Source organism: Streptococcus sp. SO4, from assembly GCF_030440055.1.
GTDB classification, from domain to species: Bacteria; Bacillota; Bacilli; order Lactobacillales; family Streptococcaceae; genus Streptococcus; species Streptococcus nidrosiense.
In genome coordinates, this window is record NZ_JAQFJI010000001.1 from 176,970 (window position 1) to 199,518 (window position 22,549).

The 22,549-nt window shown below is 40.2% G+C and carries 21 protein-coding genes and 1 pseudogene; 13 read left to right on the forward strand and 9 right to left on the reverse strand.

The features are described from left to right. Window positions 1-60: 60 nt before the first annotated feature. Together thrS and PCY08_RS00845 are read right to left on the reverse strand one after the other, a co-directional pair. Complete coding sequence (thrS, locus tag PCY08_RS00840; RefSeq protein ID WP_060955492.1) at window positions 61-2,004, reverse strand: threonine--tRNA ligase; 1,944 nt, start codon at window positions 2,002-2,004, stop codon at window positions 61-63. 321 nt (window positions 2,005-2,325) lie between these two features. Beyond that, window positions 2,326-2,697, reverse strand: coding sequence for a hypothetical protein (locus PCY08_RS00845; protein WP_301559126.1), 372 nt, complete (start codon window positions 2,695-2,697; stop codon window positions 2,326-2,328). Window positions 2,698-2,901: 204 nt separating this feature from the next. Here PCY08_RS00845 and rpsO point away from each other — a divergent pair, with 204 nt between their 5' ends. The 6 genes from rpsO (at window position 2,902) to PCY08_RS00875 (ending at window position 9,074) form a co-directional block, all read left to right on the forward strand. Next, entirely contained in the window at window positions 2,902-3,171 is a 270-nt protein-coding gene (gene rpsO / locus PCY08_RS00850) for a 30S ribosomal protein S15 (RefSeq protein WP_001018251.1), read from the forward strand. A gap of 890 nt (window positions 3,172-4,061) precedes the next feature. Continuing rightward, window positions 4,062-5,108, forward strand: a complete 1,047-nt coding sequence (locus PCY08_RS00855) for an iron ABC transporter permease (RefSeq protein ID WP_301559127.1) — start codon at window positions 4,062-4,064, stop codon at window positions 5,106-5,108. Between the two features lies 1 nt (window position 5,109). Beyond that, window positions 5,110-5,865: an ABC transporter ATP-binding protein gene (locus PCY08_RS00860; protein WP_301559128.1), complete on the forward strand. Its 756-nt coding sequence runs from the start codon at window positions 5,110-5,112 to the stop codon at window positions 5,863-5,865. Window positions 5,866-5,887: 22 nt separating this feature from the next. Next, window positions 5,888-6,898 carry an ABC transporter substrate-binding protein gene (locus PCY08_RS00865; protein WP_301559129.1) on the forward strand — a complete coding sequence of 337 codons (1,011 nt, stop codon included), beginning with the start codon at window positions 5,888-5,890 and terminating at the stop codon, window positions 6,896-6,898. Further along, a complete protein-coding gene (locus PCY08_RS00870; RefSeq protein WP_301559130.1) occupies window positions 6,879-7,574 on the forward strand; it encodes an alpha/beta hydrolase-fold protein in 696 nt (231 codons plus the stop codon). The genes PCY08_RS00865 and PCY08_RS00870 overlap by 20 nt, the downstream gene beginning before the upstream one ends. A gap of 156 nt (window positions 7,575-7,730) precedes the next feature. Next, entirely contained in the window at window positions 7,731-9,074 is a 1,344-nt protein-coding gene (locus PCY08_RS00875; RefSeq protein WP_301559131.1) for a DEAD/DEAH box helicase, read from the forward strand. Between the two features lie 292 nt (window positions 9,075-9,366). Here PCY08_RS00875 and guaA read toward each other — a convergent pair whose 3' ends face one another. Continuing rightward, the gene (gene guaA / locus PCY08_RS00880) at window positions 9,367-10,929 is read right to left on the reverse strand and encodes a glutamine-hydrolyzing GMP synthase (RefSeq protein WP_301559132.1); all 1,563 of its coding nucleotides are present in this window, start codon (window positions 10,927-10,929) and stop codon (window positions 9,367-9,369) included. A 140-nt stretch (window positions 10,930-11,069) separates the two neighbouring features. Here guaA and PCY08_RS00885 point away from each other — a divergent pair, with 140 nt between their 5' ends. After that, the gene (locus PCY08_RS00885; RefSeq protein ID WP_045762883.1) at window positions 11,070-11,768 is read left to right on the forward strand and encodes a GntR family transcriptional regulator; all 699 of its coding nucleotides are present in this window, start codon (window positions 11,070-11,072) and stop codon (window positions 11,766-11,768) included. A 238-nt stretch (window positions 11,769-12,006) separates the two neighbouring features. Further along, on the forward strand, window positions 12,007-13,197 hold the full coding sequence (gene metK, locus PCY08_RS00890) for a methionine adenosyltransferase (protein ID WP_000003967.1): 1,191 nt from the start codon (window positions 12,007-12,009) through the stop codon (window positions 13,195-13,197). 40 nt (window positions 13,198-13,237) lie between these two features. Here metK and PCY08_RS00895 read toward each other — a convergent pair whose 3' ends face one another. The 4 genes and pseudogenes from PCY08_RS00895 to PCY08_RS00910 form a co-directional block, all read right to left on the reverse strand. After that, on the reverse strand, window positions 13,238-13,870 hold the full coding sequence (locus PCY08_RS00895; protein ID WP_301559133.1) for a GNAT family N-acetyltransferase: 633 nt from the start codon (window positions 13,868-13,870) through the stop codon (window positions 13,238-13,240). Between the two features lie 226 nt (window positions 13,871-14,096). Further along, entirely contained in the window at window positions 14,097-14,396 is a 300-nt protein-coding gene (locus PCY08_RS00900; RefSeq protein WP_000767183.1) for a DUF1827 family protein, read from the reverse strand. A gap of 63 nt (window positions 14,397-14,459) precedes the next feature. Then, the gene (locus PCY08_RS00905; RefSeq protein ID WP_301559134.1) at window positions 14,460-14,909 is read right to left on the reverse strand and encodes an NUDIX hydrolase; all 450 of its coding nucleotides are present in this window, start codon (window positions 14,907-14,909) and stop codon (window positions 14,460-14,462) included. 88 nt (window positions 14,910-14,997) lie between these two features. Beyond that, window positions 14,998-15,162, reverse strand: a pseudogene (locus PCY08_RS00910) (hypothetical protein); the annotation flags it as partial. Between the two features lie 111 nt (window positions 15,163-15,273). Between PCY08_RS00910 and PCY08_RS00915 the strand changes: the two are divergent. Both PCY08_RS00915 and PCY08_RS00920 read left to right on the forward strand, forming a co-directional pair. Then, on the forward strand, window positions 15,274-16,176 hold the full coding sequence (locus PCY08_RS00915; protein ID WP_301559135.1) for a YafY family protein: 903 nt from the start codon (window positions 15,274-15,276) through the stop codon (window positions 16,174-16,176). A 54-nt stretch (window positions 16,177-16,230) separates the two neighbouring features. Then, a complete protein-coding gene (locus PCY08_RS00920) occupies window positions 16,231-16,845 on the forward strand; it encodes a GyrI-like domain-containing protein (protein WP_301559136.1) in 615 nt (204 codons plus the stop codon). Between the two features lie 41 nt (window positions 16,846-16,886). On the opposite strand, the gene PCY08_RS00925 is transcribed toward PCY08_RS00920, so the two are convergent. Further along, window positions 16,887-19,145 (reverse strand): ATP-dependent Clp protease ATP-binding subunit, encoded by a 2,259-nt coding sequence (locus PCY08_RS00925; protein ID WP_301559137.1) that lies wholly within the window; start codon window positions 19,143-19,145, stop codon window positions 16,887-16,889. Window positions 19,146-19,541: 396 nt separating this feature from the next. Continuing rightward, entirely contained in the window at window positions 19,542-19,772 is a 231-nt protein-coding gene (locus PCY08_RS00930; protein WP_000443576.1) for a DUF1797 family protein, read from the reverse strand. Window positions 19,773-19,968: 196 nt separating this feature from the next. Here PCY08_RS00930 and PCY08_RS00935 point away from each other — a divergent pair, with 196 nt between their 5' ends. The 3 genes from PCY08_RS00935 (at window position 19,969) to PCY08_RS00945 (ending at window position 22,474) form a co-directional block, all read left to right on the forward strand. Then, entirely contained in the window at window positions 19,969-20,652 is a 684-nt protein-coding gene (locus tag PCY08_RS00935) for an amino acid ABC transporter permease (RefSeq protein ID WP_001011628.1), read from the forward strand. Further along, the gene (locus tag PCY08_RS00940) at window positions 20,652-21,386 is read left to right on the forward strand and encodes an amino acid ABC transporter ATP-binding protein (RefSeq protein WP_301559138.1); all 735 of its coding nucleotides are present in this window, start codon (window positions 20,652-20,654) and stop codon (window positions 21,384-21,386) included. The genes PCY08_RS00935 and PCY08_RS00940 overlap by 1 nt, the downstream gene beginning before the upstream one ends. A 233-nt stretch (window positions 21,387-21,619) precedes the next feature. Then, window positions 21,620-22,474 (forward strand): bifunctional methylenetetrahydrofolate dehydrogenase/methenyltetrahydrofolate cyclohydrolase, encoded by an 855-nt coding sequence (locus tag PCY08_RS00945; RefSeq protein ID WP_301559139.1) that lies wholly within the window; start codon window positions 21,620-21,622, stop codon window positions 22,472-22,474. Window positions 22,475-22,549 lie beyond the last annotated feature (75 nt).

Below are 22,549 nucleotides of genomic sequence, written 5' to 3' on the forward strand. Positions count from 1 at the left end.
ACAACGTTTTCAGTTGTTGCTTTTTTAGCTAGCTGGAAATATTATCCCAGATTTTATCGTTTATTTTTCAACTCGTGATTTGTTGGCAATATCTGCAAGAATCAATTCTACAAATGCATCTACCGGCATTGTTTCTGTTTCTTTTTGACCATAACGGCGAACGTTTACAGCCTTCTCTTCCATTTCCTTGTCACCGACGATCAATTGGTAAGGAATTTTTTGTGTTTGAGAAGCGCGGATCTTGAACTGCATTTTTTCATTGCGTTCATCCACATCAGCACGGACCCCACGGTCACGTAGTTTCTTCGCTACTTCCCAAGCGTAGTCCACGTGTTTTTCGTTAGATACTGGGATGAGGGTTACTTGGTGTGGTGCCAACCATGTTGGGAAGGCACCCTTGTAGTTTTCAATCAAGATAGCTGTAAAGCGTTCCATGGTTGAGATAACCCCACGGTGGATCATAACTGGACGGTGCTCTTCACCATCAGCTCCGATGTATTTAAGGTCGAAGCGTTCTGGAAGCAAGAAGTCAAGCTGGATAGTAGAAAGAGTTTCTTCTTTACCAAGAGCTGTCTTGACTTGGATATCCAATTTTGGTCCGTAGAAGGCTGCTTCACCTTCAGCTTCAAAGTAGTCAAGTCCCATGTCATCCATAGCTGATTTCAACATACGTTGAGCGTTTTCCCACATTTCATCATTATCAAAATATTTGTGAGTATCTTGAGGGTCACGATATGATAAACGGAAACGATAGTCAGTCAAGTTGAAATCTTCGTAAACGTCGATAATCAATTGAAGTGTACGTTGGAACTCATCTTTGATTTGTTCAGGTGTTACGAAGGTATGACCGTCATTAAGGGACATTTCACGTACACGTTGAAGTCCTGTAAGAGCACCAGATTTTTCATAACGGTGCATCATACCGATTTCAGCAATACGGATTGGCAATTCACGGTATGAGTGAACGTGGTGTTTAAAGACCTCGATATGGTGAGGACAGTTCATTGGACGAAGAACGAATTCTTCACCATCACCCATATCCATGGTTGGGAACATATCTTCACGGTAGTGATCCCAGTGACCAGAAGTCTTGTAAAGTTCAACTGAGGCAATTGGTGGAGTGTAGACGTGTTGGTAGCCAGCAGCGATTTCCTTGTCGACGATGTAGCGTTCCAACTCACGACGGATAGTCGCTCCATTTGGCAACCAGAATGGAAGACCTTGACCAACTTCTTGAGAAATCATGAAGAGGTCAAGCTCTTTCCCAAGTTTACGATGGTCACGTTCTTTGGCTTCTTCACGCATTTGAAGGTAGTTCTTCAAGTCTTTCTTGTCAAACCAAGCTGTACCGTAGATCCGTTGCATCATAGCATTGTCGCTATTACCACGCCAGTAAGCACCAGCTACATTAAGAAGGTGGAAGATTTGGATGCGACCTGTTGATGGGACGTGTGGGCCACGGCAAAGGTCTACATATTCACCTTGACGGTAGATAGTCAAACCGCCCTCATCTTCTGAGTGTTCTTCAATCAATTCCAACTTGTATGGATCATTTTTGAAGATTTCACGCGCCTCGTCTTTAGTCACTTCTTCACGGATTGATGGGAAGTTTTCTTTAACGATTTTCTTCATTTCTTCTTCGATACGAGGAAGGTCTTCGTTAGAGATTTGACCCGCTTGGTTGTCTGTATCGTAGTAGAAACCATCTTCGATAGCTGGACCAACACCCAAGTGAATATCTGGGAAAAGGCGACGAGCTGCTTGGGCAAACAAGTGAGCTGCTGAGTGGCGCAAGATTGGAAGAGCATCTTCGTGATCAGGTGTCACGATTTCGATGCTTCCGTCTTCAGTGATGGCACGAGTAGTGTCGATGAGTTTGCCGTTGAATTTACCAGCAAGGGCTTTTTTAGCTAGGGAATTGCTGATAGATTGAGCAATTTCAAAAGTTGTAACGCCAGATTCGAATTCACGAACAGCGCCATCTGGGAAAGTAATTTTAATCATGATTTTCTCCTTATATTATTAGTTATCAATTATTTTTATAGCAGAAGTGTTTCCCTATTTTTACAGACTTAAATCAAGAAAAACAAAAAGCGACCTCCTCGAAAGGACGTCGCAACGTGGTTCCACCTTCATTTATGTACAACAAAACTGTTGACACCTCTGATTGGCTCTAACGTGGCCACCGTTTTATGTTTGCATAAAAGTTAGTAGAGTAGTATCAGTTTAGACTTCCTATGCGTTCTCAGCAACCACGCACTCTCTAAAAGAAAGATTCTAAGCGACTTGTCTCTATGCATTATTATAGCATGATTGCGAGATTTTTCAAGGATTTTGTGAAAGTTTTTTGTTTTTCAGTTTTTGAACCAGATACCTGATAGTGGCACCAATAACTGTACCTAGTAGAATAAGGATTTCATAGGCTAGGAAATAAACAATGATAAATTCTCTGAAAGGAATGATAGTAAATCCATAGAGTAAGCAACTACCTAAAAGCCAATGAAGTGAAAAACCAAATCGGTAGCTATAAAGAAGAGAAACTATAAAAACTATGATGGGCGAAATGATGAATATATTTAGAAGATAGAGCTCCGTTAGTTTTGGATTCTGTAATAGTAGTATAAATAATCCATAAAGTGGACAATAAAAGAAAAATACGACCAGATAGTAGGGGAGATATTTGAACAATTTACGCATGGTAATCACCTCGTTATAAAACTATCAACTTAGATATCCTTCCTATGAATATTATAGCATATTTGCAGTAAGAATAGTAAATCAGTTGACAAAGAAGTTAGTTACTGGTAGAATAGAAATTGTCGTAAAGACAAATAACTTCTTCTTGGTTACAGGCATGCCAACCTGTCACTCGGATGAAGCCAAATAAAAAGGAGAAACATCATGGCAATCTCAAAAGAGAAAAAAAATGAAATCATCGCACAATATGCACGTCACGAAGGTGATACAGGTTCAGTAGAGGTTCAAGTTGCTGTCCTTACTTGGGAAATCAACCACCTTAACGAACACATCAAACAACACAAAAAAGACCACGCTACTTACCGTGGATTGATGAAGAAAATCGGTCGCCGTCGTAACTTGCTTGCATACTTGCGTAAAAACGACGTTAACCGTTACCGTGAGTTAATCAACTCTCTTGGACTTCGTCGCTAATCTTGCGTCTAAAACGTTTCTATACTTCGTTGGCTTCGCCTCGATGTACCATCAGTACAATCTTCGGCTTTCCGCCTAGTCTATAAACGTTTTATCCAGCAAGAATCATGATGCTAAGGGCGTTAAAAATCCGTATGAAAATAGGGAAAGGACACAGTGTTCGATGAACACAAGGAGTTTCATCTTTTTCACTAGGATTTTAGCCCGAGCTCAAATGAGTTCTCTGACTTCAGAGGGCTTTTTGTTTTTGCCAAGTGCTAATGCCGTGTTCAATTGAGCATATCTTGAACATAAGGCTACTCGATTGAGTAGCCTTTTTTTAATTTTGTCACCTTACCTCGATATACTCAAGTATGTTCTTCGGTTACGGTTCCTAGCACTGTAAGGTAAAATAAACCAGATCTTCTCCCTTCGGGGAGATTTTTTTGTTTCACTAAAATTTTTGTACAATCTTCGGCTTGCCGCCTAGTCTATAAACGTTTTATCCAGCAAGAATCATGATGCTAAGGGCATTAAAAATCCGTATGAAAATAGGGAAAGGACACAGTGTTCGATGAACACAAGGAGTTTCATCTTTTTCACTAGGATTTTAGCCCGAGCTCAAATGAGTTCTCTGACTTCAGAGACCTTTTTTTATTTTTTCACCTTGCCTCGATATACTCAAGTATTATCGTCGGTTACGGTTCCTAGCACTGTAAGGTAAAATAAACCAGATATGTCTCCCTTGGGGGAGATTTTTGGTTCACTAGGATTTTAGCCTGAGCTCAATCAGCTCTCTAATTTCAACAGTCTTTTTATCTGTATCTTTCTAGCCTTGTTCCTGTCTTGGAAATATGGTATACTATTTATGAAAATTGTCTAAATTTTTAATTTTATTAAGGGAGGGTTTCATGATTTCCAAATCTTCTGGAAGCCATCAAAACCTGCGATATGTTTTTCTCCTAGCTCTGTTGCTCGGAGTTTTGGGTGTCTCTCTGTTTCTAGCTGTTTCTATGGGGTCTGTTCAGATTAGCTTGAGTGATACTTATAGAATTATTTTAAGTAAGATGGGGGCCCCTCTGGATATAGGAGACCTTTCGAAGTCTACACTTGCTATTGTTTGGAATATGAGATTACCACGGGTTTTTCTTGGTTTGATAGTTGGTGCAGGCCTTTCCATGTGTGGTAGCGTCATGCAGTCAACGGTCAATAATCCAATCGCAGAACCCTATGTTTTAGGAATTTCAGCTGGGGCAACCTTTGGTGCGACTTTGAGCATCATTCTCGGGTTTAAGGTCATGATTGGTCTTGGCTCTTTCCTTGGAGCGCTTGTGGCAACAGTTGCAGTCCTTCTGATTGCTTCCATGCAAGGCAGGATGACAACTTCCAGCCTGATTTTATCAGGAACGGTTGTAAATGCACTATTTTTGGCTTTTTCAAACTTTATTATCTCAATTGGCGCTAATGCTGATAGTGTTATGACCATCAAGTTTTGGACCATGGGTTCTTTAGCGGGGACTTCCTGGGCTCACTTAACCCTGCCAACTATAATCGTGGGAATTGCTTTTTTATTTTTCTCTACCCAATATCGTGTTTTTAATGCCATGATGATGGGTGATGAGGCGGCTTTGACCTTAGGGATTCCCCTACGTTTTTACTGGTATCTTTATGTGACGATTGTGGCTATAATGACAGCAATCTTGGTATCGACCTGTGGGATTATTGGTTTTGTTGGTCTCATCACACCTCATTTGGCACGAAGCTTGGTGGGGACAAATTACAGAAGACTTTTTCCGATAGCTACTTTGCTCGGCGCACTATTTGTTGTTTGGGCAGATGTCCTTGCTCGTGTCTTGATTCAAAATGCTGAACTGCCGATTGGGATTTTCACAGCCCTAGTAGGTGCCCCTTTCTTTATTTACATGGTTGGAAGTAGACGAGGGGAGGTGAAGGTCTGATATGGACTTAATGTGCCAGGATATTCACTTTGAAATCGGAGAGAAAAAAATTCTCAAAGGAGTGTCGCTCAAACTGGAGGGCAAGCAATTTCATACCATTTTGGGACCCAATGGAAGTGGGAAGACTAGCTTGCTGAAACTCCTCTATCGACAGGAAAAGCCTGATCAAGGCTTGATTTCTCTAAATGGAAAACCCTTGGAACAAATGAGCGTCAAGGAAACGGCAAAGCAGATGGCAGTCGTCACGCAGTTTAATCAGTTACAATTTGATTGTAAGGTCGAGGAAATCGTCATGCTGGGCAGAACACCCCATCTCTCTTTCTTACAAAAGGAAAAAGAAAAAGACTTTGCCTTGGTTGAGGATGCTCTGATCAAGGTAGATATGTTCGAAAAGAGAAATCGACTCTACTCTTCTTTGTCAGGAGGAGAGAAGCAGCGGGTTTTATTGGCACGCGCCTTGGCTCAAGAGCCGACCCTCTTGCTTTTGGATGAACCAACCAATCATTTAGATATCAAGTACCAGCTAGACTTGTTAACCATTGTCAAACATCTCCATATCAATGTACTAGCAGTCTTACACGATATTCAGCTAGCTTGTCGCTATTCAGACTATCTCTATCTGATGAAAGAAGGAGAAATTGTTTACCAAGGAACTCCAAAAGAGACCATCACACCAGAGTCTTTGCAGGCTGTCTATGGCGTCCAAAGTAGGGTTACTTGGACGGAAGACCAGCAAGCCATGATTCACTATTTATAAAAAATGAAAAGGAAAACAAAACATGAAAAAATCACTCAGTATTTTGCTCCTAACAGTAGCTACCTTAACTTTAGCAGCTTGTGGAAATAGTTCAACAGAAAAAGCTACCACACAATCAAGCGCAGAGACAAGTCAAAAATCTACTACAGAAACCAACTATCCTGTAACCATCAAAACTTATGATGCCAAAGGAAATGAAGTCGAACAAGTTTTTGAAAAGGCACCTGAAAAGGTCATCACCAACAATCTTTCAACAACTGAAATCCTGCTTGAACTTGGTTTGAAGGATAAAATTGCCGGTATGCTCAATCCTGATAATGCCGTAACTGGTAAATATAAGGATGCCATTGAAGCCATCCCTCACATTGGCGATAAAAAATCTGTCTCACAAGAAACGGTTCTTTCTTATGAACCAGATGCCTTGATGGGACGAAACATGATGTTCTCTGAAAAGTCAATGGGAACGATCAGTGCTTGGAATGAAAATAAAATCCCTGTTTATACGCAAAAAGCCTCACTTTCAACTATCCAACAGGATTTGGGAAATATCGTAGAAGACGTGAAGAATCTTGGTACCATTTTCAATGTTCAAGACAAGGCTAATCAATACGCAGAGCAATTACAAGCTAAAATCGATGCGGTTAAAAAAGCCAATCCAGAAACACAGGGTGAAAAGAAAAAAGCTCTGATTATGGTTGCTTACAATGACGAAACCTTTGGTGCCTACAAGTCAGCCCTTCAAGAAAGTTTGCTCAACCAACTTGGTTATACCAATGTCGCAACAGGAACATCTGGTTTGACCTTGGAAAACTTAGTATCAATGGATCCAGAGTTGATTATCTATGTAACCAGCGACCGCAATCAAAAATTGGATGAAAAAGCAGTGGATTTGATGAAGGCAAATGCTGTTTTGGAAAATGTCCCAGCAATCAAGAATCAAAAAATCATGACCATCTCTTACGATGAGTTGATGGACTACGGCCCTGCAGTGATTGATTCCCTTGAAAAGATCAATGACTTTATCAAGAAATAGGGAGTTTAACTGGGAAGGGATTCGTGTTAGAGTCAGTCTTCCTTCAAACTATGACTCTAAACAAACCTACCCAGTTGTGCTCTTAAACGATGGGGAACTGGATTATTTATCAGACCTGTCCCAATCTGTGATTTTGGTGGGCTTGATTCCAGAAAATCGCTTGAATGACTTTACACCCTGGCAGTCTAAGGCGTTGAAAGAAGGGGCGCCAGATTTCGGTGGGAAGGGAGACGACTACCATCAGAAGCTCTTTCAAGGAATTCTAACAACTCTGAAAAAGGACTACTTGATTGATGAAAGTAGGATTGCTTATGGTGGCTATTCACTGGGCGGTCTTGCAGCTGTTTATAGTCTCTATAGTAGTCATCTTCCTGCGACCTGTATCTTTTCTATCTGTGGTTCTTTCTGGTATCCAGACTTTATAGACTTTTGTAGGGAACATGACTTGATACAGAGTCAAAGCCTTATTTATCTGCAAAATGGTCAGACAGAAGGTGCCAATCATTCCAATCGTCTGTCTAAGGCTCCTCTTTTTGCAAGGGAACTTCATGATCTGATTTCAGAAGCAGTTCCCTCAACATATTCCACCTTTGATGCATATGGGCATCATGAAGCTCTCGACCAACGCTATCAACAGTTTTGTGATTGGCTAATGAAAGAATGGGAGCTTAAATAAAAAAGCGATACTCTCTGTTTAGGATGGATAGAGAGTATTTTTCTTGCCTTTAATCGGGTATGTTTTTACATTTCGGAGTGATTATCCAAACCGAAAGTTTAACTGAAATGCAGCAAAATGTGGTATAATGAGTAGATAGATAGAATCGAGGATATTATGTCATTTACGAAATTTAAATTTAAAAAATATATAGAAGAAGCTTTGGAGGAGTTGAAGTTTACGACTCCTACCGAGGTGCAGGAAAAGTTGATTCCTATTGTCTTGGCAGGTCGAGACTTGGTTGGTGAATCAAAAACAGGTTCAGGGAAAACCCATACTTTCTTGCTTCCAATTTTCCAACAGTTGGATGAAGAGAGCGATAGTGTGCAGGCGGTTATTACAGCTCCAAGTCGTGAGTTAGCAACACAGATTTATCAAGCGGCTCGTCAGATCGCATCACATTCAGATGTTGAGATTCGTGTTGTGAACTACGTTGGTGGAACAGACAAGGCCCGTCAGATTGACAAATTAGCAAGCAACCAGCCCCATATTGTTATCGGAACACCAGGTCGCATCTATGATTTGGTAAAATCGGGTGATTTGGCTATCCACAAGGCTAAGACCTTTGTAGTCGATGAAGCTGATATGACCTTGGATATGGGATTCTTGGAAACAGTTGATAAGATTGCAGGAAGTCTTCCAAAAGACTTGCAGTTCATGGTCTTTTCAGCAACTATCCCACAAAAATTGCAACCATTCTTGAAAAAATACTTGTCAAATCCTGTTATGGAGAAAATCAAGACCAAAACAGTTATCTCAGATACTATTGATAACTGGTTGATTTCGACTAAGGGACGTGACAAGAATGCCCAGATTTATGAATTGACTCAAGTCATGCAGCCATATCTAGCCATGATTTTTGTCAATACTAAGACTCGTGCAGATGAATTGCATACATACTTAACAGCTCAAGGCTTGAAAGTAGCTAAGATTCATGGAGATATTGCACCTCGTGAACGTAAACGTATTATGAATCAAGTGAAGAACCTTGATTTTGAGTATATTGTTGCGACTGACCTGGCTGCGCGTGGGATTGACATTGAAGGTGTCAGCCATGTTATCAATGATGCTATTCCACAAGACTTGTCCTTCTTTGTCCACCGTGTTGGACGAACTGGACGTAATGGTCTACCTGGTACAGCCATTACCCTTTACCAGCCTAGTGACGACTCAGATATTCGTGAGTTAGAGAAACTAGGGATCAAGTTTGTGCCTAAGATGGTTAAAGACGGAGAATTCCAAGATACCTATGACCGCGATCGTCGTGCCAATCGTGAGAAGAAACAGGAAAAACTGGATATCGAAATGATTGGCTTGGTTAAAAAGAAAAAGAAAAAAGTCAAACCAGGATATAAGAAAAAAATCCAGTGGGCCGTCGATGAAAAACGCCGTAAAGCCAAGCGAGCAGAAGGTCGTGCTCGTGGACGTGCAGAGCGAAAAGCTAAGCGCCAGACATTTTAAAAATAAGACAGTAGGACCAAGTCGGTTTTACTGTTTTTTTGAGCAATGAAAAGGCTATTTCTTAACATTAAGATTAGTTTTGTGAGATAATACTTCTTACTGTGGTTCAGGCTTGTTCGATAATAGCAGAGTAGTGAGAGGAACGCTATAAAGTTCAATTAAGAAAGTACCAAAATTGTTAAAAGTTCTTAAGGGCAGAAGAAGATTAAGTTTTTTAGTTGTAAAATGTTGTCAAAGTAAAATAAAAAGCCTTAGAAATATTGATTTCTAGGCTTTTTTTAACTTATTTACTCTATTCCCACTCAACAGTTGCAGGTGGTTTACTTGTAATATCGTAGACGATGCGGTTAACGTGGTCAACTTCATTTACGATACGAACTGAGATTTTTTGAAGAACTTCCCATGGAATCTTAGCGAAGTCAGCTGTCATTCCGTCGATAGAAGTGATGGCACGGATAGCGATGGTATAGTCATAAGTACGACCATCTCCCATAACCCCTACTGAACGAACGCCAGTGTTAACAGTGAAGTATTGCCAGATATCGCGGTCAAGACCAGCTTTGGCGATTTCTTCACGGAGGATTGCGTCTGATTCACGAACAGTTTCAAGTTTTTCTTCAGTGATTTCACCCATGACACGGATTGCAAGACCTGGACCTGGGAATGGTTGGCGCCATACGATGTGGTCTGGCATACCAAGTTCAGTACCAAGAGCACGAACTTCATCCTTGTAAAGAGTGTTGAGTGGTTCGATCAGTTCAAACTGCATGTCTTCTGGAAGTCCACCCACATTGTGGTGAGACTTGATGGTTTGAGCAGTATCAGTACCTGACTCGATAACGTCTGTATAAAGAGTTCCTTGCGCAAGGAATTTCACATCTTTTAGTTTGCTTGCTTCATCATCAAAGACATAGACAAATTCGTTACCGATAATCTTACGTTTTTGTTCAGGATCAGACACACCAGCAAGTTTATCCAAGAAACGTTTAGCAGCATCTGCTTTGACAATGTTCAAACCAAACTTACCACCAAGCATATCCATAACTTGGTCAGCTTCTCCTTTACGAAGAAGACCGTGGTCTACAAAGATACAGATCAATTGATCTCCGATTGCTTTTTGGAGAAGAACCCCAACAACTGAAGAGTCAACACCACCTGAAAGACCAAGGAGAACACGTTTATCTCCAACTTTTTCACGGATTTGTTTGATTTGCATCTCGATGAAGTTATCCATAGTCCAATCACCTTTGGCACCACAGATGTTCAAGGCAAAGTTACGAAGGATATCATAGCCATGAACTGAGTGACGAACTTCGGGGTGGAATTGGATACCGTAGATGTGTTTATCAGGATTTTCAATCGCTGCATATGGACAGTCAGCTGATGTACCAGTACGAACGAAATCAGCAGGAATTTCTGTAACCGCATCCCCGTGGCTCATCAAAACAAGTTGTTCTTCTGGAGTACCCGCAAAAAGAGCTGATTCTGTGTGAGTAAGAGTTGATTGTCCATATTCACGGTTACCAGCGTCCCCAGCAGGAACAACTTTTCCTCCAAGCTTGTGTGTCAATAGCTGCATACCGTAGCAGATTCCTAAAATTGGAATTCCAAGTTCAAAAATCTCTGGATCAATATCAAATGAGCCTTCTTCATAAACAGAGTTTGGACCACCTGAAAGTACAATCCCGATAGGATTGATAGCACGGACTTCGTCAGCCGAAATCTTGTGACTTTTTAGTTCTGAAAAGACACCAATCTCACGGATACGACGTGAGATAAGTTGGTTATACTGGCTACCATAGTCCAGTACGATGATCTTTTCGACATCTTGCAAATCAGTTGAAATGTTGGTCATCTTTTCCCTTTCTTAAAAGAAATATCTTCTTGAATATTCTATCATAAATGACCCAGAATTACCAACCAAACAAGTGCAGTTTGACTTTTCCCCATGAGATAGGGTACAATGGAAAAAATAAAGAAAAGAAGTGAGCAAGCATGTTACCAGCTTATATGAAAATTCACGACCAAATCAAAAAAGGTATTGATGAGGGAAATTGGAAAATTGGAGAGAGACTCCCAAGCGAGAGAGACTTAGCTGAGGAATTTGAGGTTAGCCGTATGACCCTTCGTCAAGCCATCTCCCTTTTGGTCGAGGAAGGAGTTTTGGAGCGTCGTGTGGGTAGCGGGACCTTTGTTTCTAGTACTCGTGTTCAGGAAAAAATGCGTGGAACGACCAGTTTTACGGAAATTGTGAAGGCTCAGGGGAAAACACCATCGAGTCATCTGATTTCCTATCGTCGGACTATTCCTAATGAGCAAGAAGTTGAAAAATTAGGGATCAAGGCCACTGAAAATATTATTCGGATGGAACGTGTTCGTTATGCAGATCAAGTTCCTGTAGTCTACGAGGTGGCTTCTATACCTGAGAAATTTATCAAGAATTTCAAGAAAGAAGAAGTAACCAAGCACTTCTTTCAAACCTTACAGAAACATGGTTATCGGATTGGGAAATCTCACCAGACTATTTATGCTCGCTTAGCCAAGGAAAAGATTGCTCATTATCTGGAAGTAGAAAAGGGGCATGCTATTTTAGGACTGACTCAGGTTTCTTACTTTGATGATGGTACAGCTTTCGAGTATGTAAAGAGCCAATACGTCGGAGAACGTTTTGAGTTTTATCTAGAAAATAATTAGTTTTTAAGAATTCTCTTGAAGTTGGAAATCCTATCCACTTTAAGAGTTTTTATTTGGTTAAGATTAGAAAACATTTTCCGATTAAGAAAAATAGTAATCATACGAGTATTTTTCAAAGATTCGTGTTATAATAGTTAGGTTATATGGTCCCGATAAGGTGGTAGTGAACGTCGTTTAACGATTCTCTACCAGTACTTTGTAACTCTATAACGAATATTTTTTAAGGGGGGACATTTTTATGTCAGAACGTAAATTATTCACGTCTGAATCTGTATCTGAGGGGCATCCAGATAAGATTGCAGACCAAATTTCAGATGCTATCTTGGATGCTATTTTAGAGCAAGATCCAGAAGCCCACGTTGCTGCTGAAACAGCTGTTTATACTGGTTCAGTTCATGTTTTTGGTGAAATTTCGACCAATGCCTATGTAGACATTAACCGTGTGGTACGTGATACGATTGCAGAGATTGGCTATACTAATACAGAGTATGGATTTTCTGCTGAGACCGTAGGAGTTCACCCATCATTGGTAGAACAATCTCCTGATATCGCCCAAGGTGTTAATGAAGCCTTGGAAGTTCGTGGAAATGCTGATCAAGATCCACTTGATTTGATTGGAGCTGGAGACCAAGGTCTCATGTTTGGTTTTGCGGTTAATGAAACTGAAGAACTCATGCCATTGCCAATCTCACTCAGCCACAAGTTGGTTCGTCGCTTGGCAGAACTACGTAAGTCTGGTGAAATTAGCTATCTTCGTCCAGATGCTAAATCTCAAGTTACTGTTGAATATGATGAAAATGACCAGCCAGTGCGCGTGGATACAGTCGTTATTTCAACCCAACATGATCCAGAAGTGAGCAATGAACAAATTCATGAAGATGTGATTAACAAGGTTATCAAAGAAGTGATTCCAGCTTCTTATCTTGACGATGAGACTAAATTCTTCATCAATCCAACTGGTCGTTTCGTTATCGGAGGACCTCAAGGAGACTCAGGTTTGACTGGTCGTAAGATCATCGTAGATACTTATGGTGGTTACTCACGTCACGGTGGTGGTGCCTTCTCTGGTAAGGATGCGACTAAGGTTGACCGTTCAGCTTCTTATGCAGCTCGCTACATTGCTAAAAACATTGTTGCTGCAGGTCTTGCTAAGAAGGCAGAAGTGCAATTGGCATATGCAATCGGTGTAGCTCAACCTGTATCTGTTCGTATCGATACTTTTGGTACTGGAACAGTAGCTGAAAGCAAGCTTGAAAAAGCAGCACGTCAAATCTTTGATCTTCGTCCAGCAGGAATCATCCAAATGCTTGACCTCAAACGTCCAATCTACCGTCAAACAGCGGCTTATGGACACATGGGACGTACAGATATCGATCTTCCATGGGAACGCTTGGATAAGGTTGATGCCTTGAAAGAAGCAGTTAAATAAAGTAAAAAGGAGTTGATTTCAACTCCTTTTTAGTTATGATTTATTGAGCGATATTCTTCAAAAAAGCCCAGTTCCCAATGGACTTAGTCCCATACTCTAACTCCATAAAATCTAGCAATACATAATCATTCTTTTTATAGAATGGAACATTTTTTTCTGTACTGGTAATGAGTCCTAAGCGCTTGCAACCCTTGGATTTGACATAAGGCTCAACTGCGTCTCTAAGAAAAGCACTGCCCACACCTTGTCCTTTAACGGATGGATTGACTGCAAGGAGCATCAAATACCAGTCAAAGCTATTAGATTTTTTCAAATGTTCTTCGGAACGGTCTACTAAATCAAGATACTTCAAAAAATTTCGTGGGCTAATGTAGCGAAACAGTTTTATGACACCATTTAGCAAGTATGATAGGATAGAAAAATCATTTTGTTGTAATAAGGCGACAGCTAGGATTTCTCCGTCTTGTTCAGCTACTAAGCAGGTCTCTTCTTTGATATAGAGGCGAGTCAGGAGACTTTCTAATAGTTCTAAAAAAGCAGGATAGTTTTCAGGTTTCTTGAGATCATCTATGATTAGAGTTAAAAATGGATAATCAAAGAAGCTATCGGCTATTACTTTTCCAATTTTTGGGTATTCGTCTAGCCTTGCTTTTCTGTATACTATGTTCTCCATTTATGAGCTCCTTTTTTAATGTTAGTAAATTATAATAGTAAAATTAATTGTTTTGATGATCAAGTACCGAGTTTTTACAAAAATATTGCCAAACTTAGTCAGTTGAAGGATTGTTAGAAAACTCTTTCTGTAACACTAAATCTGATTCTAGAATATCGGATTAGACAGACAAAGAACACTCTAAAAAGTTAGAATTTTTAGAGTGTTGTCCAAATATAGCTAAGTTTTATTTTGTTGGGATTGAGATTTCAATCAATTTTTCAGAGTAGAGGGTCTTGATATTAGCTTCATCGATATTTTGCTTTTCGATCTTGCGATTCAAGAAAAATTCTTGGATTTTTTCTATTTCTTGTTCGCGGATAGCACGATGTTTATTGGAAATGAGGATTTCATAATGAAGCGGTGCCTGAGTAAAGATAACATCAGTGTTGCCTGCAGAGTACACTTCTACGAGTGTAGCGTCGGTACTCTCCAGTTGGCTTTTAACAAGGTTTGAGTGAGAATTAGTAGTGTTGATGAGCTTCATAGGCTTTCCTCCTGTGTTTCTATTTCTATTATAGCACTTTTTGGAAAAATTGGAAAAGTTAATTTAAACTTGATACTGTTTTTTCCAAGCTTCAATTGCCCATTTATGACTGCCACGCTTTAAGTTAGCAATGGCTTCATCGATTGGGAACCAAGCTAGATGATTGAAGTCCTCCAAAGGTTTTTGGATTTCTTGATAAGAAGTAGCTTCGTAGAGATAGGCTGGATTGTAGTAGTAAGTATCACGATGGCTGGAATAGAAATACTCATCTGCTTGACCATAATAAGTGCCAATCTCAGCTGTAAAACCTAATTCTTCAATTAGTTCTCGTTTGAGAGCTTCAAAATGATCTTCACCTGCTTCGATCTCGCCACCAGGCAAGAACCATGCACCATTTGGAGCTTGAACGAGGATAATCTTTTCATGTGCTGAGTCAGGGATGACTGCATAAACACCATATCTAGTTTTGTAGGTTACACCCTCTTTTTTTTCTCCAAAGGTTGGATTCGTCATAAATTTCTCCTTTATGTGTGCGCTTTCTTTCTATCATATTAAAGAATGCTCTTACTGTCAAGTAAGAACATTCTTTTAGTATGTGGAATTAGTCATTTGAGTCAACTGTTTCCAATTTATTTTTTGATTTAATCATGATTTTACCATTGCTAGTCATGACGGCTTTGAGGTTTTTCTCGCTTGGATTTTCAAGGTAATAGTCCGTGATTGCATCTTCGATATGATCTTGAATGGTACGACGGAGTGGGCGAGCTGTTAAGAATAAATTTATGACGAGAAACCTACTTTATCTTGATAAATATTTTTTGGGATAAACTTTTCAGCCCTACTATTTTAACTGGTATAATAGAAGGGAGGTGATTTTATGGCAGAATCAAGATTATTTCGTATCCTATATCTACTTTTAGAAAAAGGCAGTACAACGGCTCCCGAATTATCCCGATTATTTGAAGTATCTGTACGAACGATTTATCGTGATATTGAGCGGTTGAGTATGGCGGGAATCCCCCTATATTCAGTACCTGGAAAGTCGGGCGGAATCTTTTTAATGAAGGACTTTGTTCTGGATCGTACTCTAGTATCTGAGGATGATAAATTAGAACTTCTGTCAGCTTTGCAAGGAATTCAAGCCCTGACCGATGACAGGCGAGATCTGTTACTTGAAAAATTGGAATCTATTTTTCAAGTTTCTACCAGCCCTTGGATAGAAGTAGACTTGACTGACTGGAGAAAGCGAGAAGGTCAAAAAGAATTATTTGATAACATTAAACATGCTATTCTAGAAAAGAGGAGACTGGTGATCGCTTATCTAGGTGGGTGTGGTCAGAAAACGATTCGTACAATCGAGCCTTTTAGACTCATATTTAAAAAGAGAGATTGGTATCTTCATGCCTACTGTTGTTTGAAAGAAGAGTTGCGTTTTTTCAAATTATCCAGAATTAGGAATTATCACCTAACAAATGAAACAGTGAAGCAGAAAAATGTGCTGGATTCCGTCGATAGTTCAGATCAAGTGGCAAATCAAGTCGAAGTTTCCTTGAAGTTTAGTCCCAAGCTTGCTTTCCGGGTTTATGAAGATTTTTCAGAAGATGAGATTAGCTTGGGGAAAGATGGATGTTATTATGTCAAGACAGTCCTACCAGAGCATGATAGTCTGTATATTTACCTTCTGTCTTATCTTGATGGGGTGGAAATACTCGCCCCCAATCATCTGAAGAAGGAACTGCTTTCTAGAGTAGAAAAAATCCAAAAACTTTACAAACCTTGACAAAAGATGTCAAGGTTTTGGTGCTATACTAGAGATAGAAAGGAGAAGAACCAAATGAAATATGAATGGAGAAAAGAAGCAAAAGCTCTTTATCAAGTGAAGGCTAGGCCCAGCATCTTGCAGGTGCCAGTTCAATCCTATATCGTGATTGATGGTAAAGGTGACCCAAATCAAGAAGATTTTTCAGAACGAGTAGGGGCCTTATATGCCTTAGCCTATGCGATAAAGATGAAGTATAAAAAAGAACCTTTAGATCAAGTCTACACGGATTTTACAGTCTTTCCTTTAGAAGGTGTATGGAAAAAGGAGAAGGAGGGAGAACTGATAAAAAGTGAGCTTTCTTATAGCATTATGATTGGGCAACCCGATTTTATTACGAGAAAACTATTTGAGAAAGCTATGGAAGAGGTGAAAATCAAGAAGCCAAATCCTCTCTATGAGGCTATTCGTTTTGAAAAAATAGAAGAAGGCCAAAGTCTTGCTATGCTTCATGTAGGATCTTTTGATTCAGAAAATGAAACTTTTGCAGAGATGGAGTGTTTTTGTCAACTCCATAAACTCAAAAGAACTACGGAGGTTCACCGAGAAATTTATCTAAATAATCTTCATCGAACAGATTCAAGCAAATTGAAAACAATTCTTCGCTATCAAGTTCAAGAGGAAAATTAAAAAAGAACAGGAAATCTTGTTTCCTGTTCTTTTTATGAGATTTATTCATCTTTTTCAGAAGTAATCTTTTCAGTTTTTTTGGCAGATTTAATTTGAATCGTACCATTGCTAGTCATGACAGCCTTGAGGTTTTTCTCGCTTGGATTTTCAAGGTAGTAGTCCGTAATGGCATCTTCGATGTAGTCTTGGATGGTACGACGGAGTGGACGAGCTCCCATTTTTGGATTGTAACCAAGGTCTACAAGTTTTTCTTTAACCTTATCTGTTACATCTAAATGGATGTTATTGCTTGAGAGTCGTTGATTAACATCATCTAGCATGAGGTCAACGATTTGAAGAAGATTTTCCTTGCTGAGAGCCTTAAATTCAATAATGCCATCGAAACGGTTCATGAATTCGGGGCTAAAGAAGTTGCCTAATTCCCCAAGGACTGAGTTGGTACGGCCTTCACGAGCAGCACCAAATCCAACACTAGCTTCTGCCTTACCTGTACCTGCATTTGAGGTCATGATAATGATGGCGTCTTTAAAGCTAACGGTACGACCTTGCCCATCCGTTAAACGACCATCGTCCAAGACTTGAAGGAACATATGCATAACATCTGGATGGGCTTTTTCAACTTCATCCAAGAGGATCAGTGAGTAGGGGTTACGACGAACTTTCTCAGTCAATTGACCAGCTTCATCATAGCCTACGTATCCTGGAGGGGCACCAACGAGTTTAGCCACGCTGTGTTTTTCCATGTATTCACTCATGTCAAAGCGAATCATGCTGTCAGCAGAACCAAAGAGTTCGATGGCCAGCTGTTTAGAAAGTTCTGTTTTACCGACACCGGTAGGACCAACAAAAAGGAAGCTACCGATTGGACGGTTTGGAGTACCGAGTCCAACACGGTTACGACGGATAGCCTTAGCGATCTTATCAACTGCATCATCTTGACCAATAACATGAGCCTTGAGGTCATCTGCTAGGTTGATCAGTTGAGATTGCTCTTTTTCTTTCAAATCACCAACTGGAATATTAGTCTTTTGCTCGATGATGTGTTCGATTGTTTTTTCACTGATGATTGGGGTATCCTGATCCGTTACCTTGGTCTTTTGCATTTCCTTGTATTTGGCAATCTGGTCACGGAAGTAGGCTGCTTTTTCAAAATCTTCATCGCGGGTTGCTTGTGCCTTGAGATTTTCTGCTTCGATTAAGCGTTGGTCGATGACTTTAGGATCTACAAAATTCAAGGTTAAGTTCATTTTTGAACCAGCTTCATCTAGAAGGTCAATGGCCTTGTCTGGCAAGAAACGGTCTTGGATGTAGCGGTTAGAAAGGGTAGCGGCCGCTTCGATAGCCCCGTCAGTATAGTGAACATGATGGTAATCTTCGTATTTCTTTTGGATACCTTTCAGGATAATGATGGTTTCTTCAACAGTTGGTTCATCAACCTTGACCGGTTGCATACGACGTTCAAGGGCAGCATCTTTTTCGATGATGCGGTATTCATTGAGGGTAGTAGCACCAACTAGTTGGAGTTCGCCACGAGCAAGAGCTGGTTTTAGGATATTTCCTGCATCCATATTCCCTTCTCCTGCAGAACCAGCACCGACAATCTCATGAATTTCGTCAATGAAGAGAATAACATCCTCGCGCTCACGAATTTCTTCCATGAGTTTTTGCATGCGTTCTTCAAACTGACCTCGGATACCTGTTCCTTGAACAAGGCTAACGACATCTAAACGGATGACTTCTTTGCCTTGAAGCTTATGGGGAACATCACCGTCAACAATTTTCTGAGCTAAACCTTCGACAACAGCTGTCTTACCAACACCGGGCTCACCGATGAGGACAGGGTTGTTTTTTGTTCTGCGGTTGAGGATTTCAATGACACGGATAATCTCTTCGTCACGGCCAATTACAGGGTCAATATTTCCACGACGGGCAATCTCAGTGACATTGATACCATATTCATCCAAGAGTCCTTTTTCCTGGATTGGTGGTGGTGTTTGAGCAGGACCACGATTTTGGGCACCATAGCCACCATTTCCACCGTATCCACCCCCTGACTGAGTTGGGGGGATATTGTTGTTATTAGAAGAAGGTCTAAAGTTGTTGAGATCGTTAAAGAAGTCTCCAAAGGGATCAAAATCACGGTTGTTTAAATCTGTAATGCCCTTGAACAAGCTATTGTTAGGATCTGTTTTGATAATTTTGTAGCAATTTTGACAAAGGTCGATTTGCTTTTGTTGTCCATTGAGATTGGTATAAAGATGAATCGTTGAGTCATTGATTTTACAGTTTTGACAGAGCATACCGCCACCTCATTTCTTTCTTAGTCTTGACTAAATCTAAAAGGTCAAAAATAGTCAAACAAGTATATAATTTAATTATATCATGATTATTGGGCAATTCAAGTAAAAAGATTGGATACTAGCACTATAAATAGTAGAGCGCTAATCTGGAGAAGATTTTGATAGCAAGAAAAAAATCCTATTTGTCATGCAAAAAGGATTCTCGTTGGTGAAAGGCGGTGGGACAGAAATCGATAGACAAAGTCTCGATTTCGTAGTCCCAGCCCCGCGAAGATGATTAGGAGTTTTGGGAGTCTAAAAGACGAACGAAAAGTCCAATCAGCTACCGCGTCAAAGTTTGATTGCTAATAAAAAGTGAGGTCGGGATCTTTTGTCCCAACCTCTGTATATCTATTATTAGTATAGAAGTTCGTAAATTTCCATCGCAATCAAGTCGATGCTGTCAAAAGTATATGTTTCACGAGCTTCAACATCACGAAGTGTAAAGATTGGGCCATTTTCTTCATCATGGTTAAAAGCAACTTCAGCTACAACAACTCCCTCGCGCTCAAAGTTACGTTTTAAGTTACCACCATCTTTTGTCATTGCTTCTAGGCGGTTGATGATTCTAACCAAATGTGATTCCATTTTGATTCTCCTCCATTTCTTATCGTTACTATTTTACCATAAAGAGTATCCACTTGACTAGAAAAAACTAAGATTTCTCGCTATTTCTGTTTTCTTTGAAATTTTATTGAAAATAAAAGGAAAAAGTTTGAATTTTTATTCAAAATATGTTATACTCATACAAGTTTTAAGTTAGAAATTAGAAAGTAGTGGATTTATGAATTTTTCTTTTTTACCTAAATATCTGCCATATTTTAACTATGGTGCTCTTGTAACAGTCTTGATCTCTGTTTTGGTTGTCTTTTTGGGGACAATTTTAGGGGTAGTCTTGGCTTTTGCTCAACGTTCTAAAATAAAGCCCATAGCTTGGCTTGCTAATGTTTATATTTGGATTTTCCGTGGAACACCTATGATGGTACAGATCATGATTGCTTTTGCTCTTATGCATATCAATGCTCCGACAATTCAGATTGGAGTTTTGGGAGTTGATTTTTCACGTTTGATTCCAGGGATTATCATTATCTCTATGAATAGTGGTGCCTATGTATCAGAAACAGTTCGTGCTGGTATCAATGCAGTACCTAAAGGTCAATTAGAGGCGGCTTACTCTCTAGGGATTCGTCCTAAAAATGCCATGCGCTATGTCATCTTGCCACAGGCTATCAAGAATATCTTGCCAGCCTTGGGGAATGAGTTTATTACCATTATCAAGGATAGTTCACTCTTGTCAGCAATCGGTGTTATGGAATTGTGGAATGGAGCTACTACGGTGTCAACAACCACCTACTTGCCTTTAACTCCACTCTTATTTGCAGCCTTTTACTACTTGATTATGACCTCTATCTTGACACTAGCCTTGAAAGCTTTTGAAAATCGTATGGGACAAGGAGAGAAAAAATAATGACTGAAACGCTTATAAAAATTGAAAACCTTCATAAAAACTTTGGGAAGAATGAAGTTTTAAAAGGGATTGATCTTGAAATCAAAAAAGGGGAAGTTGTGGTGATTATCGGACCGTCAGGTAGCGGGAAGTCAACTCTCCTTCGCTCTATGAATCTCCTTGAAGAAGCGACAAAAGGAAAGGTTATCTTTGAAGGAGTAGACATTACAGATAAGAAAAACGACCTCTTTGCCATGCGTGAAAAGATGGGAATGGTTTTCCAACAGTTCAATCTCTTCCCTAATATGACAGTGAAGGATAACATCACGCTTTCTCCTATCAAGACCAAAGGGGAAAGTAAGGAAGTTGCTGAGAAGAGAGCGCATGAGCTCTTGGAAAAGGTTGGTTTACCAGATAAGGCAGATGCTTATCCACAAAGTTTATCTGGTGGGCAGCAACAACGTATCGCTATTGCTCGTGGTCTTGCCATGGAACCAGATGTCCTACTCTTTGATGAACCGACTTCTGCCCTAGACCCAGAAATGGTAGGGGAAGTACTAGCGGTTATGCAAGAACTTGCTAAGTCAGGAATGACTATGGTCATCGTGACGCATGAGATGGGCTTTGCGCGTGAAGTGGCAGACCGTGTCATCTTTATGGCTGACGGTGTTGTTGTTGAAGACGGAACTCCAGAGCAAGTCTTTGAACAAACCCAAGAAAAAAGAACCAAGGATTTCTTGAGTAAGGTTTTGTAAGAATATCGTAATTTAGAGAGAGTGGGACTGTAAAAGCTGATGAAATCATCGTAGTAGAGCCCACTCGACCACTGCGTCTTGCTCGACAATCCAAAGACAATTGAGAGGCTAGGACTTTTGTCCCAGCCTCTTTCTTATAGTTTCAGACTATAAGGTCTCTTAGGTAAGAAGTGTTAGAGGGACAAGCATATTTTTGATATAATAGAGGATATTTGTTAGAAAAGAGAAAACACATGACACAGATTATTGATGGGAAGGCCTTGGCGGCCAAGTTACAGGGACAATTGGCTGAAAAGACTGCGAAATTGAAAGAAGAGACAGGCTTGGTGCCTGGTTTGGTCGTTATTTTAGTCGGAGAAAATCCAGCCAGCCAAGTTTACGTTCGTAACAAGGAACGTTCAGCTATTGCAGCAGGCTTCCAAAGTGAAGTCGTGCGCGTTCCTGAGACAATTACTCAAGAGGAATTGTTGGATTTGATTGACAAATACAATCAAGATCCAGCTTGGCATGGGATTTTGGTTCAATTGCCTTTACCAAAACACATCGATGAAGAGGCTGTTTTACTAGCCATTGATCCAGAAAAGGATGTGGATGGTTTTCATCCGCTCAACATGGGACGCCTTTGGTCTGGTCACCCAGTTATGACTCCTTCAACTCCTGCTGGTATTATGGAAATGTTTTATGAGTATGGGATTGACTTAGAAGGTAAAAATGCTGTCGTTATTGGTCGTTCTAATATTGTCGGTAAACCAATGGCCCAGTTGTTATTAGCTAAGAATGCAACTGTAACCTTGACCCACTCACGAACACATAATCTTGCCAAGGTAGCTTCTAAGGCCGATATTCTTGTCGTAGCAATCGGTCGTGCTAAGTTTGTGACTGCTGACTTTGTCAAACCTGGAGCAGTTGTCATTGATGTGGGGATGAACCGAGATGAAAATGGCAAGCTCTGTGGAGATGTTGACTATGATGCTGTTGCGCCAATCGCTAGCCATATCACACCTGTACCTGGTGGAGTTGGGCCTATGACCATTACCATGCTGATGGAGCAGACTTATCAGGCGGCATTGCGTAGTTTGGATAGATAATACAAGCATTGATTTTATATAGTGAAGAAACAAGTTCTAAAAAATGAACTTGTTTTTTTCTTGCACTTCTTTTAA

What these genes read in the sequence shown, in the direction of transcription:
- thrS (WP_060955492.1), bottom strand. Translation starts at nt 2,004, where the DNA reads ATGATTAAAATTACTTTCCCAGATGGCGCTGTTCGTGAATTCGAATCT.
- PCY08_RS00845 (WP_301559126.1), bottom strand. Translation starts at nt 2,697, where the DNA reads ATGCGTAAATTGTTCAAATATCTCCCCTACTATCTGGTCGTATTTTTC.
- rpsO (WP_001018251.1), top strand. Translation starts at nt 2,902, where the DNA reads ATGGCAATCTCAAAAGAGAAAAAAAATGAAATCATCGCACAATATGCA.
- PCY08_RS00855 (WP_301559127.1), top strand. Translation starts at nt 4,062, where the DNA reads ATGATTTCCAAATCTTCTGGAAGCCATCAAAACCTGCGATATGTTTTT.
- PCY08_RS00860 (WP_301559128.1), top strand. Translation starts at nt 5,110, where the DNA reads ATGGACTTAATGTGCCAGGATATTCACTTTGAAATCGGAGAGAAAAAA.
- PCY08_RS00865 (WP_301559129.1), top strand. Translation starts at nt 5,888, where the DNA reads ATGAAAAAATCACTCAGTATTTTGCTCCTAACAGTAGCTACCTTAACT.
- PCY08_RS00870 (WP_301559130.1), top strand. Translation starts at nt 6,879, where the DNA reads ATGACTTTATCAAGAAATAGGGAGTTTAACTGGGAAGGGATTCGTGTT.
- PCY08_RS00875 (WP_301559131.1), top strand. Translation starts at nt 7,731, where the DNA reads ATGTCATTTACGAAATTTAAATTTAAAAAATATATAGAAGAAGCTTTG.
- guaA (WP_301559132.1), bottom strand. Translation starts at nt 10,929, where the DNA reads ATGACCAACATTTCAACTGATTTGCAAGATGTCGAAAAGATCATCGTA.
- PCY08_RS00885 (WP_045762883.1), top strand. Translation starts at nt 11,070, where the DNA reads ATGTTACCAGCTTATATGAAAATTCACGACCAAATCAAAAAAGGTATT.
- metK (WP_000003967.1), top strand. Translation starts at nt 12,007, where the DNA reads ATGTCAGAACGTAAATTATTCACGTCTGAATCTGTATCTGAGGGGCAT.
- PCY08_RS00895 (WP_301559133.1), bottom strand. Translation starts at nt 13,870, where the DNA reads ATGGAGAACATAGTATACAGAAAAGCAAGGCTAGACGAATACCCAAAA.
- PCY08_RS00900 (WP_000767183.1), bottom strand. Translation starts at nt 14,396, where the DNA reads ATGAAGCTCATCAACACTACTAATTCTCACTCAAACCTTGTTAAAAGC.
- PCY08_RS00905 (WP_301559134.1), bottom strand. Translation starts at nt 14,909, where the DNA reads ATGACGAATCCAACCTTTGGAGAAAAAAAAGAGGGTGTAACCTACAAA.
- PCY08_RS00915 (WP_301559135.1), top strand. Translation starts at nt 15,274, where the DNA reads ATGGCAGAATCAAGATTATTTCGTATCCTATATCTACTTTTAGAAAAA.
- PCY08_RS00920 (WP_301559136.1), top strand. Translation starts at nt 16,231, where the DNA reads ATGAAATATGAATGGAGAAAAGAAGCAAAAGCTCTTTATCAAGTGAAG.
- PCY08_RS00925 (WP_301559137.1), bottom strand. Translation starts at nt 19,145, where the DNA reads ATGCTCTGTCAAAACTGTAAAATCAATGACTCAACGATTCATCTTTAT.
- PCY08_RS00930 (WP_000443576.1), bottom strand. Translation starts at nt 19,772, where the DNA reads ATGGAATCACATTTGGTTAGAATCATCAACCGCCTAGAAGCAATGACA.
- PCY08_RS00935 (WP_001011628.1), top strand. Translation starts at nt 19,969, where the DNA reads ATGAATTTTTCTTTTTTACCTAAATATCTGCCATATTTTAACTATGGT.
- PCY08_RS00940 (WP_301559138.1), top strand. Translation starts at nt 20,652, where the DNA reads ATGACTGAAACGCTTATAAAAATTGAAAACCTTCATAAAAACTTTGGG.
- PCY08_RS00945 (WP_301559139.1), top strand. Translation starts at nt 21,620, where the DNA reads ATGACACAGATTATTGATGGGAAGGCCTTGGCGGCCAAGTTACAGGGA.